Genomic DNA, 16,764 nt, shown 5'->3' on the forward strand with positions numbered 1-16,764 from the left:
AATAGGAGGATAATGTAATGTGTGAAATATTTTGTTTTAATTCTAATACGCCTAAACAAGTAAATGAATGCCTTGAATGTTTTTATAATCACTCTGATGAGCATCCACATGGATGGGGATTAGCGACTATGCAATCCGATGAATTTGTTATACAAAAAGAGCCAGTAAAAGCAACATGCAGTCAACACTTAAAAAGCATTTTGTCCAATCCTATTGTTGGTAAAAATGTATTCGCTCACATCAGGTTAGCTACGGTAGGTGAAATCATATCTCCCAATTGCCACCCATTTATCGAAGCTGATGATAACAATAGATCATGGATGTTAATACATAATGGAACCATTTTCGATTTTCCAGAACTTGATAAATATAAGGATGTAGAAAATGGAGATACTGATTCTGAGCGAATATTACTTTACATAATAGATAAAGTCAATGAATTTGAAAATAACAAAGGTGCTCCGTCAACAATCAAAGAACGATTTAACCTCTTGTCAGATATTGTAGCAGACTTGTCAAAAAACAATAAATTGAATCTTATGATTTATGATGGAGATTTGACTTATATTCATTCTAATATGAAAGAATCTTTATATTACTTGAAAAATGATGAAGGATTTTTAGTGGCTTCAAATCCAGTCAATGATGATGATGGATGGAAAGAGGTTGAACTGAATAAATTATTTGGTTTGATTGACGGAAATATCATTTTTGAAAGTGAAGAGCATGAAAATGAATTTGTATTCACAGATTTTCATGAAAATGCCATTAAAGAATTTTTAAAAACAGTAAATTCGGTTGAGAATAATGATTAGCAACGAACAGGTCAAAAATAAATTATATGATGAATTTATAAAACCAACAAATAACGAAAAAAATTTCATTGGTATTGAAATAGAAATTCCAATCATTAATCTTGAAAAAAAAGCTGTAGACTTTGATGTGGTTCATAAGATTACAAAAGAATTCCAAAATCACTATAATGATTTTAAAGATGATGGAATCGATTATGAAGGCAACACATTTGCTTTGAAAGATCCAAAAACTGACGATATTGTATGTTATGACTGCTCATACAACAATATCGAGTTTGCTATGGGCAAGGAAAAGGATTTGTTTACAATCAACGATCGCTTCTCAGATTATTATATTTATGTTAAGGAATTGTTTGAGGACTACAATCATACATTAACTGGAATGGGAATTAATCCATATCGTAAATATAATATTAACAAGCCTATCCCATCTGAAAGGTATCTGATGCTTTATCATCATTTGAAATCATATAAAAATTACAAAAATGTTCCGATGCATTTTCATAGATATCCGGAATATGGGATGTTTTCCTCAGCATCCCAGGTTCAATTGGATGTAAATAAAAATAATCTGGTTAAAACAATCAATGTTTTTTCCAAAATAGAACCTATTAAGGCATTATTGTTTTCCAACTCCGTATTATTTGGTGAAAACGATAACATCACCTGTTTCAGGGATGCATTGTGGGAATATTCAACTCATGGTGTAAATCCTCACAATATTGGAGGATATGATGTCGATTTTAAGGACATTAACGACTTGCAGGCTTATCTTGAATCCTTGAATATTTATTGTGTAATGCGTGATGGGGCATACATCAATTTCCCTTCAATGAACTTGCTTGACTATTTCGCTCAGGATTATGTCCGAGGTGAAATTTACTGCAATGGTGAATATCGTGAAATTGATATAAGGCCCTGTATAAGTGATATTAAATATTTAAGGCCATTTAAATTTATTAATTTAACATTTAGAGGTACTGTTGAGTTTAGAAGTATATGCACTCAACCTATTAGGGATTCCATGTGTGTGGCTGCTTTTCATTTGGGTCTTAAGGATAATCTGGATGAGCTGGAACAGCTAATTGAAAACGATGATGTGATATATCACAAAGGTTACACTACAAGTGAACTTAGAAAGCTTTTAATTCAAAAGGACATTCCTCATGCTTTCAACAAAAAGGATATCTGCAGATTGTCCACAGACATTGTTGATTTGGCATCAAAGGGTCTTGAAAATAGGGGCCTTGGTGAGGAAATATTCTTAAATCCATTGTACAAACGCATAAAGAATCATACCAATCCAGGTAAGGAGCTGCTCAGATCAATTAAAAAAGGAATTAAGATTGAAAAAATAATAGATGATTACGGAAGATTAGATAATATTATATAATATCGTATAACATAGTTATAGTAATAATGGGGGAATTAAATGAATTTTAAAAATTTATCTAAATTTTCTTCAGATGAAATTTTGGCTGGTTCATTCGGGATAGAATGGGAGAGTTTACGTGCAAAAGGTGATGGTGAGCTATCTTTAACACCCCATCCTGCAATTTTTGGTGATAAACTTACCAATCCGCTAGTTACAACTGATTTTTCAGAAAGCCAAATTGAAATTATCACTCCAGCATTCAAAACTATTGATGAGGCATTTGACACATTTTCCCTACTGTCTGATTTGGTTAATGCTTCACTTCCGAGTGATGAATATCTGTGGTTTCAGTCAATTCCATGTATTTTGCCATATGTGGATGAAATCCCAATAGCTCAATACACTGAGGCAGGTGAGGATTCACAGAAATACCGTGAGGATTTGGCAAAAAAATACGGTGTTAAAAAACAGATGATTTCAGGGGTTCATTTCAACTTCTCATTTTCTGATGATTTTTTAGAAAAACTTTACTCATTTGAGGATTCGCAAATCACATTTAAGGAGTTTAAAAACGAGGTCTATCTAAAGATTGCCAGAAATTACCTTAGATATTGCTGGCTGATTATTTATCTGACTGGATGTTCAATAGGATCTCATAAAACATTTTCAAATGATTGTATTTATTTAATGGATGCCAAGGATGATTATGGAAGCTTTTATTCAACCAAAGGACCTTCATTTAGAAACGCTTCCTGTGGATATAAAAATTTAATTGAATTGTATCCTTCATATGATTCCATTGATGAATTTGCTCGTGACATTAATGAGTTTATTGGTAATGGGGATTTATCTGAGGCAAAGGAACTGTATACTCAAATCAGATTAAAGCCAAAAAATCCTAAAGACCTGTTGAATTCCCTAACTGATGACGGTATTGAATACATTGAAATTCGTACATTGGATATCAATCCGTTTTATAAGTGTGGTCTTGTTAAACATGACATGAAATTCCTTCATCTGTTTTTAATTTACATGCTGATTAAGGATGAGTCAGACTATAATGCATGGCAAAAAGAAGCGAAGATTAATGAGGAGAATGTCGCCGAGAGAGCTTATGTTGATTCAATGAGATTGCTTAAAGACGGCGAAGAGGTCACCCTTAAGTCATGGGCTTCAGAAATTATTAATGAAATGTTTGGAATGTGTGAGGTATTGGGCATTGAGGAGAATCATACATTGAATTTAATGCTTAACCGTGTTGCAAATCCTGATTTAACTTATGGAAAAAGGTTATTGGAATTAATTAAAAATGAAGGTTACATTAATACTCATGTTAAATTGTCTAAAAACAATAAAAAGACAAGTATTAATAATTTGAATAACTCAAGTTTCATCAGTCGCAAAGAAGTTCAGGATTATGTCAATATTGCATTGGTGGGCAAATAATCTTAAACTCTTTTTTTTTATTTTTAATATTTTTTTTTATTTTTGATGTTAAAATTAATTGATAATTATTGGATTTGTTTTGCGAATATATTTCATTTTTAGATTTGATACTCTTTTTACAAAACTTTTATATATTATTTTAAATAATTTTATAATTAGGGATTCAAAATATAACAATTGTTAAGGAGCAATTTATTTATAATATATAAGCAAGATTAATAATTGTAAATTAATTTAAATTAATTACGGTGAAAAAATGAATAAGAAGATTACATTTGTTTTAGTGTTAGCACTTGCAGCATTCCTTGTAATGGGATCAGCTAGTGCAGGACTCTTCGACTTTTTAGGCGGAGACTCCGGTGACACTGTAAAAATAGGTTATTTACCTTCCGATCACGATTCTGCACTCTTTGTTGCAGATGCTCAAGGTTTATATAAAGAAAAAGGAATCAACACCGAACTTGTTCAATTTAACAACGGTGGAGACTTAATGACTGCTATGGCTAGTGGTGATGTGGATGTAGGTTATGTAGGAATTTCTCCTGTATTGTCCTCTGTTGCTGCTGGTGTTCCTGTAAAAGTTATTTCTGCTGCACAAAATGAAGGTAGTGGAATTTTAGTAACTTCTGATTCAGGAATATCTGATGCTAAAGATTTCTCAGGTAAAACTATTGCAACTCCTGGTGAAGCATCTATTCAACATGTATTACTTTCATACTACTTACAACAAAATGGATTATCAATAGATGACATTAATGAATCTGCAATGAAAGTACCATCTATTAATGATGCATTAAAAACCAATAACATTCCAGGTGCAATTACTTTCCAACCTTATGTAAGTCTTGGTGTAACCGATGATAATATTGAAGAATTCATCGACTCTGCTGAAATCTTACCTGGTCACCCATGCTGTGTTGTTGTAGCATCACAAGACTTCATTGACAAACATGCTGGCACTGTTAAAGATATTGTTGCAATCCACGAAAATGCAACTACTTTCATTAACGATAATATTGCAGCAGGAACTACTGATGAAGTAGTTAAATTATTACCTGAAGATATTGTTAGTGATGCTGATGCTGAAGCTAAATCATTAGAAAGTTTCCCATTCATTTCTGGTTTAGATAATGATTACAAAGCTAATGTGGACACTTTCCAAGGTTTAGAAGTAGATCTCGGAATCTTAAACGAAACAATTTCACAAGATGACTTATACTATGAAGCATAGTTAGATTAACTATGCTTATATTTTCTTTTTTTTTTAATAGTGATGGTTTTATTAAATTAATTTTTTTCATATTCGGCTTTTAAATCAGCCATGGCTTTTTTTGTTTTCTCATCAGATACCTTATTGATAACACGCTGATTTTCAATTAATCTGTCCATAAATTCTTTTCTTTTAGCATCATCAACGAGTTTATACCTTGAAAAGTTAACGAGACCTTCAATTAAACTGGATAATCCTCTGTTAAATGCTTGTGCATTTTCATCATTAATGACAAAGTCTCTTATTTTTCCGGTTATGAAAAATATGTTTTTGTCGCCCTTGATTGGAAAGTCATCAGGAGTCTTTTTTTCGATATTTTCAACATCCACTATAATGAAAGCTGGGGTATTTTTAATGATAGCAATGTCTTTATCATCGGTATAATATTCATCGTCTAAGCAATCTAATGTAGCATAAGTAAAAACTAATGGATCTTGTGTAATGTTAACTACATATTCATTAGTATTTTGTATATTTTTCAATGTTTTTGATCCTTCAAATATTCTGCAGAACACTTTATCTTCGCCAAGATACTTAAATGCGAAAGCACCTGCATTTTTCTGCCCATTTTCATTAATGGTTGTTGTGATACATTCATATTGAATGTCCTTTTCGATTCCAACTTTACTTAAATCATAATTCATTTTATCATCTCATTTTTAGGAAATGCCTCAGCAATTTTGTTGAGATTGGTAAATACATTAATCAATGAGTCAACAGTATCGCTAAGCTCAATTTTTTCAATTCCTTTTAAAACTTCAATGTATTGTGGAAAAATCTGCATCCCATTTGCAAAAAACAGATAGTATTCGTTAATATTAATTTCGTCCTGATTCAAATCATCAACGATGTCATGATATAAATTATTCAAATCTTTATGACTTTCCTTAAGCATGACTTCAACATCTTCAATTGATTCATTGTTTTCCAATTTTTCAAAAGCAGAATTTAATCTAATGATTGATAGGGTATACAATTCTAAATCAATTTCGCCATCCATAAAATCACCTTTTATGGTAAATAAAAATAAAAAAAAGAGTTAATTTCTCAAATGAGAAATTATAATTTGATTTTAATATCAAGAGCAGATGAACCTTCTTCGTAAACAAAGATTGGGTTAATGTCTAGCTCAGAGATTTCTGGGAAGTCTAAGGTTAATCTAGCTACTCTTTTAATAGCTTCTTTAACCTCTTCAACATCACAAGGTGCTTCTCCACGGTATCCTTCAAGCAATTTGGATACTTTAGTGGATTCGATTTGTTCTTCAATTTCTTCGGAACTCATACCTTTAGCGAGGTTGAATGATACATCTTCAATAAGGTTAACGTAGATTCCTCCCATACCGAATGCAATCATAGGACCGAATTGTTTGTCACGAATCATACCTACAATTACTTCTTCACCGGAATCCATCATTTTTTGAACTTCCACACCGTCAGGGACAATGTCAGGATGAGCCGCTTTAGCATTAGCAATGATTTCATCATAGGTTGCTTTTGCTTCTTCAGCACTGCTGATTCCAACTTTTACACCTCCGATATCGGATTTGTGTAAAATTTTGTCGGATGCGATTTTAAGCACAACAGGGAATTCCATTTCCTCAGCAAGCTCAGCCGCTTCATCAGCACTGGTTGACAATTTGATTGGTGCTGCAGAAATCCCATAAGCTTCTGCTACTGCATATGCCTCACTACCAAGCAAGGTGTCTCTGCCGTCTGCTTTAACTTTATCGAATATTGCTTTAACTGCGTCCTTATCGACATTATCAATTTTTTCAATAACGTCATCGTAATTTTTATCTTTAAGGCCTGCAAATTTAACCATTGCTTCAAGTGCAGTTACAGCAGTTTCAGGGAATACATAAGTTGGCACACCATTTTCTCTTAAAGCATCGTTTGCAGCTTCAAATGATGGTCCTCCCATGTTAACAACAATCACTGGTTTGTCGAATTTCTTTTTCTCTTCTAAGATTGCATTAGCAATTCCGTCAGGGTCTGCTGATGCGGTTGGACAAACCATTACGATTAAACTGTCAACATCTTCATAACCTAAAACAAGTTCTAGGGATTCTTTGTATCTGCTTACCGGTGCATCTCCTAATACGTCAATAGGATTTTTTGCACTTCCTTCATCAGTAACGCATTCCTGTAATTTGGCGGTTGTTTCCTCATCAAACTGAACGAGTTCCAATCCGGCTTTTTCCATTGCGTCAACAGTAAGTACTCCTCCACCACCTGCGTTTGTGATGATGGCCACTCTGTCTCCTTTTGGAAGAGGTGCTTTTGAGAATGCTAAACCTAAGTCGAATAATTCTGCCATGGTTTCTACACGCATGATTCCTGATTGACGGAATGCTGTATCGAATGCAAGGTCACTTCCTGCCAATGCTCCTGTATGTGAGGATGCTGCAGCTGCTCCTGCAGAACTGGAACCTGATTTGAGCACAATTATCGGTTTTTTATGAGCTGTTTCTCTCATGGTTCTTACAAAGTCATCATCGTCAGAAATGGATTCAAGATAACATATAATTACATTGGTTTCATCATCTTCAGCTAAGTATTGCAGTAATTCAATTTCAGTTACTCCAGCTTTGTTACCTAAACTGATAACTTTACTGAATCCGATTCCTGAAGTTACGCTCCAATCGATGATAGCTACCATCATAGCTCCACTTTGGGAGATGAATGCCATATTTCCGGTAGGTGGCATCATTTGTGAAAATGATCCGTTTAATGGAGTGTGTGAATCGGTTATTCCTAAACTGTTTGGTCCAATAATGTTAATACCGAATTCTTCACCAAGTGCAGTTAATTCCGCTTCAAGTTTAGCTCCTTCTTCGCCAACTTCCTTAAATCCAGCAGTAATAACTACCATGTTTTCAATACCCACTTCTCCACATTCTTTAACTGCAGTATTTACGAATGGGGATGGAATAGTAATGATTACTAAATCTACTTTTCCAGGCACATCTTTTATATTTGCATAAGCTTGTTTTCCGAGAATTTCTCCACCTTTTGGGTTTACAGGATAAATTTCGCCTTCAAATCCATCATTGATGAGATTATCAACGATGATGTATCCTACTTTTCCAGGGGTATTGGATGCTCCAATAACCGCTACAGATTCAGGTTTAAACATCTTAGTGAGATCTTTCATAAGTTTTTCTCCTGTTGTTTTTATATTATTCATGTTAATTTATAATGATAAATAATTAACATTTAATATAATTATATTTATTGTTATATTGTTATTTAAATATATTGTTTAAAAATTCAATAAATTGTTTTTAATTAGTTTAAGCAAGTTTTAATAGTTTTTAATATTTTTTATAATTCTAAATTACTTATTTTGTTAAACTTTATAATGTAGGATAATTATAATTATATATAAATAATAAATTATTGATATTTTAATAATTTAAAAAAATATCAAATTAGGAGATATTATGAGCTTAATTATTGCTTATGTTGGAAAAAAAGGATGTGTAATGGCGAGTGATAAAAGAAAGATAGGATATTTTGGTGATAAAGAAAAATTAGCGGAATTGGAAAAGGATTTGTATAATGGAAAAATCGATAATGATGAAGATTTTTTATCTAAGGCTAATGAATTGGGTATTTCAATTAAGATAACTGATGATGCAAACAAAATTAAAGTAATTGCTAATACCATTCGTGGGGAAGTAAGTACAAAAGGTACATTTGAAACAAGAAGAAGACGTATTTATGGAACCACAAACGGATATCAGATAGTTGAACTTTTAGGTTCAGAAACTGAATCCCGTAAAGCCGGTAAAAGTGGAGTCATTATCTTCGGTAATGAATATGCAAAGCGCATGGCTGAAACATTAATTCAAAGAAAATGGAAAGCCTCTCAAAGTTTAAGATATATGGGAGATATTTTTGAAAGCATCATCTTGGAAGTGGCTTCAAAAACCCCTACAGTAGGAAATAAAGTTGATGTATTGATGCAACAACCTAAATTCAGTGAATCCGATGCTCAAAAGCATTTGAACATGACAATAGATCACGATATTAAAGTTCTAATCAAGTTCAGACAGGACTTAACAGAAAAATTAGTGCAGCAGAACTTGGACATTGAAATGGCCAATAAAATAATTGATAAAGGTGAAGTTGGTAAAGTTGTCAATGTTGATGGAAACATGTTATATGTTCAGTTAAACGATAAAACACAGGCTGTCGATGGAAATTGGAAACAGCTTGCCGCTCCCGGCCAAAACGTATTGATGTTTACAGAAAGCGATAATGTAAAAATAGGGGATAAGGTTATTATTGAAAATGAGGATTTGTGCCTTAAAAAAGATAAGTCTTCCCTGAAATGTGATATTATTTTATGTTCATTATGAGGTTGGGAAATGAAAATAACATTTTTAGGCAGTGGTGGAGGAAGATTTTCCGCTATTAGCCAAAGAAGGATGACTGGAGGGTTTAGAATTGATAATTTGGGCGGTAAAAATTATCATATTGACCCTGGTCCAGGTGCTTTAATCAGAACTTATCAATTTGGTTTTGATCCCCGTAATTTAAGCGGAGTGTTTGTTTCCCATGCACATACAGACCATTACAATGATGCTGAAATACTCATTGAAGCTATGACTAGAGGAATGACAAAAAGTTTAGGAACTATAGTCGGTAGTGAAAGTGTTTTGGATGGTTATGATAAGTGGGGGCCTGCAATTTCAAAATATCATCAATCAAAGCCTGATAAGATTATTTTAAAACCTGGTGAAGTTCAACAGTTGAATAATACAAAAATTAAAGGAACTGCCACTTCACACGGAGATCCCACAGGTGTCGGATTTCAGATAGATTACAGAGGTTTTAAACTATCCTATACTGCAGATACTGCTTACTTTGATGGATTGGCAGATTATCATAAAGGTGCGGATATTTTGATAGCAAGCGTTTTAAGGCCAGGAAACAGATCAATTAATGGGCATATGTGTTCAAAGAATTTCATTGATTTGATTAATGAAGTAAAACCTCAAGTTGCGGTTATGACTCATTTGGGTCTTAAAATGATTTCAAGCAATCCAGTAACTGAAGCTAAAAAGATTTCAAAAAAGACTGGTGTCAAAACAATTGCTGCTTATGATGGATTGTCATTCAATGTAAATTATAATAATCCGAAAAGATTCAGATTGATTTCACTAAAAGATGTTCAATCATCAATTCATAGTACAAATCATGCTTTATATCAAAGCGAGAGAAAAAATTCTTATCAGATGGCATTTCAGCATAAGGAATTTGATGAAATGGCAATGGTGAGAAAAAATAAGAATCAGTAATCCAGATTGCTTGGATGGATAACTCCTGAGCGAATCATATGGTCTGCAAGGACTATTGCAGTACTGGATTCGGCCACAACAGTTACACGTGGACAGATACAAGGGTCATGGCGCCCTTTAATTTCTATTTTTTTATTTTCCATTTTTTCCAAATCAATACTGTCCTGACATTTGGAAATTGATGGAGTAGGTTTTATTGCAATTCTTGAAACAATTGGCATGCCGTTGCTCATGCCTCCGACAATTCCTCCGGAGTTGTTTGTTTTTGTGGTGATTTTGTCATCTTCAATCTGGTATGCATCATTTATCTCAGATCCGGTGTGGCTTGCAACATCAAATCCAAGACCTATTTCAACACCTTTGACTGCACCGATGTTCATAAGTATTCTTGCAAGATCTCCGTCAAGTCTGCCGAAGACAGGCTCACCAAGACCTGCCGGAACTCCAACAGCTATGGTTTCAACAATTCCTCCAACAGAATCTCCTTCTTGTTTTTTTGAAATGATTAACTCTTCCATTTCTTTTGCAGCTTTCAAATCACCGCAACGAACAGGATTTTTCTCGATGTTTTCTTTAATGGTGTTGATGTCATAAGTTTCTGCTTTAACATCTCCGATTTGAGTAACATGGGAAATTATTTCAATATTATGTGTTTTTAATAATTTCTTAGCTATTGCGCCACCAATAACATGTCCGATAGTGACTCTGCCACTTCCACGGCCACCGCCGTTGTAATCGTAGTTTCCATACTTCATCATCCATCCAAAATCCCCATGGGATGGGCGGGGAGTATTTTTAAACATTGAATAATCCTTTGAGTGCTGATTTTTATTGAAAACTACTCCTGTAATGGGTGTTCCATCAGTTTTGCCCTCAAAAATGCCTGAAAGAATCTGAACTTCATCTCCTTCTTTTCTTGGGGTGGTAACACTGCTGGTTCCTGGTTTTCTTTTATCTAATTCTTTTTGAATGTCTTCTGCGGTTAATTCTAAGTTTGCAGGGCATCCGTCAACTATAGCTCCAACAGCCACTCCATGACTTGCCCCAAAACTTGTTACTTGAAATTTTTCTCCAATTGAATTTGACATGTATTGGCCTCTTTAAAATAACTAGGTTAATTTTTGTATTTCAAAGTTATTATATGTTTAAATTTTTGCAAATATTTTTGCACTGTTGAAGATTCAGGCCCGCTTTAAGATTGCCTTTTTCAGTATCTAACATGAAGTCAACTTCATTTTTTACAATTTCTCCAATGAACTCCTTATATTTTTTAAGTGCTTCAATATTTTCACAGCCTGCCTCATTTTTGAGTTTTTCAACATCGTCTCCACATTCAATGAATCTGAACAGTTTCAATAATCCTTTTTTTCGTGGAGATATTCGTTTAACATCCTCGTCGGAGGGATTTTTAAATGCAAACTGGATTTTGTATGATCCCTCTGAAATGCTTTTAATCATTAGGTTGTCGGAATTATTTTTTGTTAATAGGTTTTCTGTTTCATTTAATTTTTTGTTTAAATCGTTTAAATTGTATATTGCCAATCCATTTTCAATTGATTTTCCTTTTAAATGCATATAAATGTCACTTAATTCATTGACATAGTCTGCTCTTTCTTGAACAATTATACCGTAGACATATTTTAGTGTTTCATAATTTCCAGCGTACCCTAATCTTTCTGGGTGTTCTTTTATAAATTATTCCATTTCAGTTAATGTCTTTTCCATTGAAGTTAATTCTCTATCGTAATCTTCTAGTGTTTCAAGTTTTATTGGTTCAAGTTCCATTTTATCACCTAATTTTTTAGTTTTACAATTCCCTTAGGATTTTTAGTTTGTTTGTTTTTTCCAAATAACATAATTAATGTTTTTGATTTTGTTTCCAGATATTTCTCGTATTCTTTTGTATTTGATTTGGGATATTTAAAGACCATAAATGAATGACATGTATTATATGTCCTTAGTGGAGCATTGTAAATTAAATCTTTGACTTTAGATTTATCATTATTTTGATCAACTTTTACACTATCAAATTCTGTAAATGTATCAATATCATTTGGATTCTCTTTGGATGTAACATAACTGTCATCAATCCAATGATTTAAATAATGGTGGGCTTCTTATTTGATTTACATGTTCTTTGTAGTGTTTCATAATTTCTTCTCGTCTAATGGATTAATTTTTTGAAAAAAGATCTTCAAATTCTTCAAGACTCATTTCATAGATTCCAAAGGGCAAACATCCCTCATCATTAAAACCGTTAAATTTTCTCTTTTTCATAATCTCACTTTAAAAATTTAACAGACGTCTGATGATTGTTATCTTTAGTTTGAGTAGTATATATAATTTTTTTCCAAACCTGTCCCATTCCTATCCCAAAAATTATCCAAAACTGTTCCATATTGAGTATGGGGATTTTACGAAATCATACTCTTTTTGTTATGAAAATGATAAAGTTAATAAGATTACAATTCTATTTACAAAATTTGCATAAACTTAATTACATTTTAGTTCATATATCATATTAAAGCAGGATTAAATGATTGCTGAATTGATACAAATTTAAGGAGGAATATAACATGATTAGTGATGAAGAAAAAGCTAAAATCAAAAAGGAGATAGTGGAAAAAGTAAACTCCGTTTTAGAAAAAAACAATGAATCATTCAGAATGGATCAAGTAAATGTCCTAAATAAAAATGAAACTATTAAGTTCATGGGAAATTACAGGGTTTACGACAGGAAAAATTACCATTCTGTATCAAAAGAGATTAACACTTTCCTAAAGCAATATGGTGATGTTGATATCAAATCCAAAAAAATCCGGGACAGCGGCATGAAATTCACTACCGTAAGCTTTAACTTTGAACTATAAATTTAGTTTTGAGTTATGAAATATTATTTTAAAAAGAAAAAAAGTAAATAAGGAATCAAATCCTTATTTTAAATTATTTTTAGTTTTTTAGCTGTCTTTTCATCAACTTGTGTCAATGAATTTAAGCTTTTGATATAAATAAATTAGCACCTTCAACGATTAAGGATATTCCAAGTAATATTGGGGCAATAATCGGGTTGTCGATTGTTAAAGCACCAATAGCAATCATGACAATTGCAAGGATTATCATTAAAATTGAAAGGACTTTTGAAACTTGGTCTCCTGAAATTAAACCTGCTATACCCATTAAAATCATTATAATTCCGATAATATAGAATTGTAAGGACATGATTATTGGTATTGCAAAGATATTGGTTGTGAATATGAATCCGAATATTACGGCCAATATTCCTGATATAATAAGAAGAGCACCCATTCCAGTTCCGCCGAAAATTCCTGCAATTATTGAAAAAATACCTAATAACAGGAAACTTATTCCTATTAAGGTTGAAGCAAGGGCAGTACTGAAAACAGGACATGCAATAAATATTAATCCCAATATTATTGACAGGATACCCATAATTTGATTGTTGTTCATTTTTTCACTTTTAATTTTTATTTTTTGAAATTAAAATTCAATATTGCATATAATATGAATTTCAATATATATTTATGGATTTTTTTATTATTAAAAAATTATGGTTTGCCTATATTAAAAAAGAACAATTGTTCGGTTTTTTGTAAAAATATTCTATTTAAATAATGTTGAAAAAACGTTAAATAAGACAAAACTAGTCTAAAATTCTATCAAAAAACTGATTATTATAATTACTTCTCTTTGATGGGTTAAAATAAAAAATTATGTGAAAATAGCGCCAAGCTCCTGTCTCCATGAGAAATGCAAATCATATTGATATTAATAAACTAAATATCATGTCTTGATTTCATTTACACTAACATTAACATAACTCCCAGTATCAATCCTCCAATGACTCTCTATTATATTTCAGTGAGAAAAATACTGTTCTTTTTTTAGTCTATCCAATTCATCACAAACATTGAAAAAAAATTTAACAAGACGAAATCAATATTTAATTAAGTTATTGGAAAGTATTAAATAAGAATTAAATTATAATTATTAATTAGATTTTATGGTATGTGATTTTCGTGCGAGATTATAATATCGATGAAGCTCGAGAAATTTTAAAATCACAAGACCCCAATAATTTAAAAATCATTCCTCATGTGGAAGAACGATGGTTAGAAAGAGATTTTAAAATTAATTATACTGTTGATTGTCTAATTAATAAAATCCCATTATCAATTTCTAAAACCTATTATAATCGTTTTAAGCTAATATATCCCCATGAAACAAAGCCTACAATGGATTTGTATGTGATTATTGAAATTAGTGATGATGAAAATATTAGTGTCATCACTGTTTATCCAGAAGAAAAGAAGAGGAGAGAACATGAAAGGAAACGCAGATAATTCTTTTGAAGTGGATTACAGATACGATTATACATATGATGTTTTGGCAATTAAAGTTACCAGACCATTTAAATATGATAAAACTGTTGAAATGGATGAAGGGGTTTTGTTGGATTTTGATGAAGATAATGTTCCTGTGTCTTTAGAGATTCTTGATGCTTCAAAAAGACTAAATGTTCCAAAATATAGTTTAAAAAATTTAATTGATTTTAAAATGAGTGTTTCTGTGGATGATAAATCCATATGTGTACATGCTAACTTTAAGGTCATGTTACACAATAGCGAACAGACCCCTATTTTAGAATCATTTACCAGCAACTATTCAAATATACCTTCTATGGAAACTGAATTTGCAACTGCTTAAATTCAGTTATATATTTCTTTTTTTTAGTGAAATTGTTTGAATTAATTTAACCAATAGTTTTTTAATAATTATTTATATATTTTCTGCAATTAAGAAAACCAATTTACAAGTTAAACATTTTTATCAATAAAAATGGTAGAAAATTAGCTATTGACTGATATTTCCAAATCATAATCTTTGAAACATTATCGTTTGAATATTTCAAATCCTGCTCTAAACAGTACCAATACCGGATATATCTCCAGTCTTCCGGTCCACATGTCTATCATGCTGACTACCTTCAATATAGGGTTTAGGGCATGGTTAACAATTCCCAGTTCCAAACCATTGTTTCCCTGAAGTGACATTGCCGCAAATAGGCTTTTAAACGGATCATATCCGAATAAGCAGAATAATGTCCAAGTTAGAAATATGAATATCATGTAAAGTACAATGAATTTTCCGGCTTCTCCAATTGCTTTTTCAGATACTAATTGTCCATTTAGCTTTACAGGTACGATTCTGCCTTCAGGAGATAAGATTTCTTTAATACTTGCATATATTCCTTTACAGAATGTAATTGTACGTACAAGTTTGATTGCACCTACTGTGGAACCGTTTGAACCTCCTATTAACATCATTGCCATTAAACAGAGTATTACAAATGACGGCCAAGATGCCATCACGTTGGCTGAAGCCACGCTGGCTCCAGTTGTTGTAATGACGGAGGTTACGGTAAATACCAATTCCATTGGAATGATGTCTGAGACAAAATAAAGCATCAAACTGACAAATGCAATTATGAAAATGAGCACTTTAAATTGCAAGTCCTCTATTAATGATTTTCCTTTTGTTTTAATTATTCTATAGTGCACTAAAAAGCTTGTTGCACCCAATATCATTATGATTATTGAAATCAGGTATATCAAATCATTCTGATAGTATCCGATATTGGCATTCTTAACTGCCATACCTCCTGTTGAAATTATGCAGAAGGTATTGCAGACGGCATCAAAAATAGGCATTCCTGCAAGAACATATAATATTATGCCCAAAAGAGTATATATCCCATAGATTTTCAGAGTTTCCTTTATTGTAGCTTTAATACTTGGCTTTAATCTCTCATCACGAGCTTCGGATTGGTAAAGTCTTGAGGATATGGAACCTGGTGTAATGAACCTGAGCATAACAACAATCACACCCAGTCCTCCAATCCATTGTTCCAAAGCTCTAAAAAACAGTATGCTGTAAGGTAATGTTTCCACATTTTCAAATATTGTTATTCCGGTTCCTGTTAATGCTGAAACACTTTCAAAAACACCGTCAATAATGGGAATATTTGTTGAGAGTGTAATTACAATGCCTCCAATAAGACCTGCCCAGAACCATGCAAAAGATGAAATCATCATCCCATGCTTTAACCTTATCTTTTTGGAGGTGTATGATTTGAAGTATTTCATAAACAGATAACCTAATCCTATTGAAACTGCTCCAGGAACAATGAAACTCAACAAATCAAATTCAAGATATATCAAATCAACTATTAATGGAATTAAACACATTACTCCTATTCCGACCATTAGTATTCCGGAGTTTCTTGCAACAATCTTTAAATCTGTTCTTGAAATATACCTCATTAAATTATAATTTAATATAAAAGTATATAATCTTATTCTTAATTTCTCTAGAGTAAAACAATAAGTGTTTATAGTTACTAACCAAACTTTTATTATAGATGACTGACAAATTATAAAATATGTCTGGAAAATCTAAAATCAATGTTTTTAACAAAATGACAAAAACTGCTTTGGATGAGGAAATCAGCAATTATGTGGCTTACCATAGG

General features: G+C 32.2%; 17 protein-coding genes and 1 pseudogene. 10 read left to right on the forward strand and 8 right to left on the reverse strand.

Annotated features, from left to right (window positions below):
* The first annotated feature begins 17 nt into the window (after positions 1-17).
* The 4 genes from IJ258_RS03425 (at position 18) to IJ258_RS03440 (ending at position 4,867) form a co-directional block, all read left to right on the forward strand.
* Entirely contained in the window at positions 18-815 is a 798-nt protein-coding gene (locus tag IJ258_RS03425; RefSeq protein ID WP_292802942.1) for a class II glutamine amidotransferase, read from the forward strand.
* On the forward strand, positions 808-2,208 hold the full coding sequence (locus IJ258_RS03430; protein ID WP_292802945.1) for a hypothetical protein: 1,401 nt from the start codon (positions 808-810) through the stop codon (positions 2,206-2,208). Before IJ258_RS03425 ends, IJ258_RS03430 begins: the two co-directional genes overlap by 8 nt.
* 39 nt (positions 2,209-2,247) lie before the next feature.
* Positions 2,248-3,636, forward strand: a complete 1,389-nt coding sequence (locus IJ258_RS03435; RefSeq protein WP_292802948.1) for a glutamate--cysteine ligase — start codon at positions 2,248-2,250, stop codon at positions 3,634-3,636.
* A 256-nt stretch (positions 3,637-3,892) separates the two neighbouring features.
* Positions 3,893-4,867 (forward strand): ABC transporter substrate-binding protein, encoded by a 975-nt coding sequence (locus IJ258_RS03440; protein ID WP_292802951.1) that lies wholly within the window; start codon positions 3,893-3,895, stop codon positions 4,865-4,867.
* 56 nt (positions 4,868-4,923) lie between these two features.
* Here the strand turns inward: IJ258_RS03440 and IJ258_RS03445 are convergent, their stop codons facing one another.
* The 3 genes from IJ258_RS03445 to acs are packed head-to-tail and all read right to left on the reverse strand — an operon-like array spanning position 4,924 to position 8,062.
* Positions 4,924-5,550: a DUF447 domain-containing protein gene (locus tag IJ258_RS03445; RefSeq protein WP_292802954.1), complete on the reverse strand. Its 627-nt coding sequence runs from the start codon at positions 5,548-5,550 to the stop codon at positions 4,924-4,926.
* Positions 5,547-5,906, reverse strand: coding sequence for a hypothetical protein (locus IJ258_RS03450; protein WP_292802957.1), 360 nt, complete (start codon positions 5,904-5,906; stop codon positions 5,547-5,549). Before IJ258_RS03450 ends, IJ258_RS03445 begins: the two co-directional genes overlap by 4 nt.
* Before the next feature lie 59 nt (positions 5,907-5,965).
* Complete coding sequence (gene acs, locus IJ258_RS03455) at positions 5,966-8,062, reverse strand: acetate--CoA ligase alpha subunit (RefSeq protein ID WP_292802960.1); 2,097 nt, start codon at positions 8,060-8,062, stop codon at positions 5,966-5,968.
* A gap of 289 nt (positions 8,063-8,351) precedes the next feature.
* On the opposite strand from acs, the gene IJ258_RS03460 reads away from it, so the two are divergent.
* Positions 8,352-9,272, forward strand: coding sequence for a DUF2121 domain-containing protein (locus tag IJ258_RS03460; RefSeq protein ID WP_292802963.1), 921 nt, complete (start codon positions 8,352-8,354; stop codon positions 9,270-9,272).
* A 9-nt stretch (positions 9,273-9,281) separates the two neighbouring features.
* Positions 9,282-10,214, forward strand: a complete 933-nt coding sequence (locus IJ258_RS03465; RefSeq protein WP_292802966.1) for an MBL fold metallo-hydrolase — start codon at positions 9,282-9,284, stop codon at positions 10,212-10,214.
* Here IJ258_RS03465 and aroC read toward each other — a convergent pair.
* The 3 genes from aroC to IJ258_RS11965 form a co-directional block, all read right to left on the reverse strand.
* Positions 10,208-11,302 carry a chorismate synthase gene (gene aroC / locus IJ258_RS03470; RefSeq protein WP_292802969.1) on the reverse strand — a complete coding sequence of 365 codons (1,095 nt, stop codon included), beginning with the start codon at positions 11,300-11,302 and terminating at the stop codon, positions 10,208-10,210. The genes IJ258_RS03465 and aroC overlap by 7 nt on opposite strands.
* Before the next feature lie 49 nt (positions 11,303-11,351).
* A complete protein-coding gene (locus tag IJ258_RS03475) occupies positions 11,352-11,789 on the reverse strand; it encodes a hypothetical protein (protein ID WP_292802972.1) in 438 nt (145 codons plus the stop codon).
* A 218-nt stretch (positions 11,790-12,007) separates the two neighbouring features.
* A complete protein-coding gene (locus IJ258_RS11965) occupies positions 12,008-12,304 on the reverse strand; it encodes a DUF6932 family protein (RefSeq protein WP_394355651.1) in 297 nt (98 codons plus the stop codon).
* 486 nt (positions 12,305-12,790) lie between these two features.
* Here IJ258_RS11965 and IJ258_RS03480 point away from each other — a divergent pair, with 486 nt between their 5' ends.
* The gene (locus tag IJ258_RS03480; protein ID WP_292802975.1) at positions 12,791-13,084 is read left to right on the forward strand and encodes a hypothetical protein; all 294 of its coding nucleotides are present in this window, start codon (positions 12,791-12,793) and stop codon (positions 13,082-13,084) included.
* A gap of 121 nt (positions 13,085-13,205) precedes the next feature.
* Here IJ258_RS03480 and IJ258_RS03485 read toward each other — a convergent pair whose 3' ends face one another.
* Positions 13,206-13,682 (reverse strand): DUF308 domain-containing protein, encoded by a 477-nt coding sequence (locus IJ258_RS03485; protein ID WP_292802978.1) that lies wholly within the window; start codon positions 13,680-13,682, stop codon positions 13,206-13,208.
* A gap of 569 nt (positions 13,683-14,251) precedes the next feature.
* Between IJ258_RS03485 and IJ258_RS03490 the strand changes: the two genes are divergently transcribed.
* Positions 14,252-14,575, forward strand: a complete 324-nt coding sequence (locus IJ258_RS03490; RefSeq protein WP_292802981.1) for a hypothetical protein — start codon at positions 14,252-14,254, stop codon at positions 14,573-14,575.
* The gene (locus IJ258_RS03495; RefSeq protein ID WP_292802986.1) at positions 14,556-14,939 is read left to right on the forward strand and encodes a DUF2283 domain-containing protein; all 384 of its coding nucleotides are present in this window, start codon (positions 14,556-14,558) and stop codon (positions 14,937-14,939) included. Before IJ258_RS03490 ends, IJ258_RS03495 begins: the two co-directional genes overlap by 20 nt.
* A 185-nt stretch (positions 14,940-15,124) precedes the next feature.
* Here the strand turns inward: IJ258_RS03495 and IJ258_RS03500 are convergent, their stop codons facing one another.
* The gene (locus IJ258_RS03500; RefSeq protein WP_292802989.1) at positions 15,125-16,555 is read right to left on the reverse strand and encodes a TrkH family potassium uptake protein; all 1,431 of its coding nucleotides are present in this window, start codon (positions 16,553-16,555) and stop codon (positions 15,125-15,127) included.
* A 119-nt stretch (positions 16,556-16,674) separates the two neighbouring features.
* Between IJ258_RS03500 and IJ258_RS11930 the strand changes: the two are divergent.
* Positions 16,675-16,764 (forward strand): annotated as a pseudogene (locus IJ258_RS11930) (transcriptional regulator); the annotation flags it as partial.

This window comes from Methanobrevibacter sp., assembly GCF_017468685.1.
Classification (GTDB): Archaea; Methanobacteriota; Methanobacteria; order Methanobacteriales; family Methanobacteriaceae; genus Methanocatella.

What these genes read in the sequence shown, in the direction of transcription:
- IJ258_RS03440 (WP_292802951.1), top strand. Translation starts at nt 3,893, where the DNA reads ATGAATAAGAAGATTACATTTGTTTTAGTGTTAGCACTTGCAGCATTC.
- IJ258_RS03435 (WP_292802948.1), top strand. Translation starts at nt 2,248, where the DNA reads ATGAATTTTAAAAATTTATCTAAATTTTCTTCAGATGAAATTTTGGCT.
- IJ258_RS03500 (WP_292802989.1), bottom strand. Translation starts at nt 16,555, where the DNA reads ATGAGGTATATTTCAAGAACAGATTTAAAGATTGTTGCAAGAAACTCC.
- IJ258_RS03495 (WP_292802986.1), top strand. Translation starts at nt 14,556, where the DNA reads ATGAAAGGAAACGCAGATAATTCTTTTGAAGTGGATTACAGATACGAT.
- IJ258_RS03475 (WP_292802972.1), bottom strand. Translation starts at nt 11,789, where the DNA reads ATGCATTTAAAAGGAAAATCAATTGAAAATGGATTGGCAATATACAAT.
- acs (WP_292802960.1), bottom strand. Translation starts at nt 8,062, where the DNA reads ATGAAAGATCTCACTAAGATGTTTAAACCTGAATCTGTAGCGGTTATT.
- IJ258_RS03485 (WP_292802978.1), bottom strand. Translation starts at nt 13,682, where the DNA reads ATGAACAACAATCAAATTATGGGTATCCTGTCAATAATATTGGGATTA.
- IJ258_RS03450 (WP_292802957.1), bottom strand. Translation starts at nt 5,906, where the DNA reads ATGGATGGCGAAATTGATTTAGAATTGTATACCCTATCAATCATTAGA.
- aroC (WP_292802969.1), bottom strand. Translation starts at nt 11,302, where the DNA reads ATGTCAAATTCAATTGGAGAAAAATTTCAAGTAACAAGTTTTGGGGCA.
- IJ258_RS03480 (WP_292802975.1), top strand. Translation starts at nt 12,791, where the DNA reads ATGATTAGTGATGAAGAAAAAGCTAAAATCAAAAAGGAGATAGTGGAA.
- IJ258_RS03465 (WP_292802966.1), top strand. Translation starts at nt 9,282, where the DNA reads ATGAAAATAACATTTTTAGGCAGTGGTGGAGGAAGATTTTCCGCTATT.
- IJ258_RS03460 (WP_292802963.1), top strand. Translation starts at nt 8,352, where the DNA reads ATGAGCTTAATTATTGCTTATGTTGGAAAAAAAGGATGTGTAATGGCG.
- IJ258_RS03430 (WP_292802945.1), top strand. Translation starts at nt 808, where the DNA reads ATGATTAGCAACGAACAGGTCAAAAATAAATTATATGATGAATTTATA.
- IJ258_RS03445 (WP_292802954.1), bottom strand. Translation starts at nt 5,550, where the DNA reads ATGAATTATGATTTAAGTAAAGTTGGAATCGAAAAGGACATTCAATAT.
- IJ258_RS03425 (WP_292802942.1), top strand. Translation starts at nt 18, where the DNA reads ATGTGTGAAATATTTTGTTTTAATTCTAATACGCCTAAACAAGTAAAT.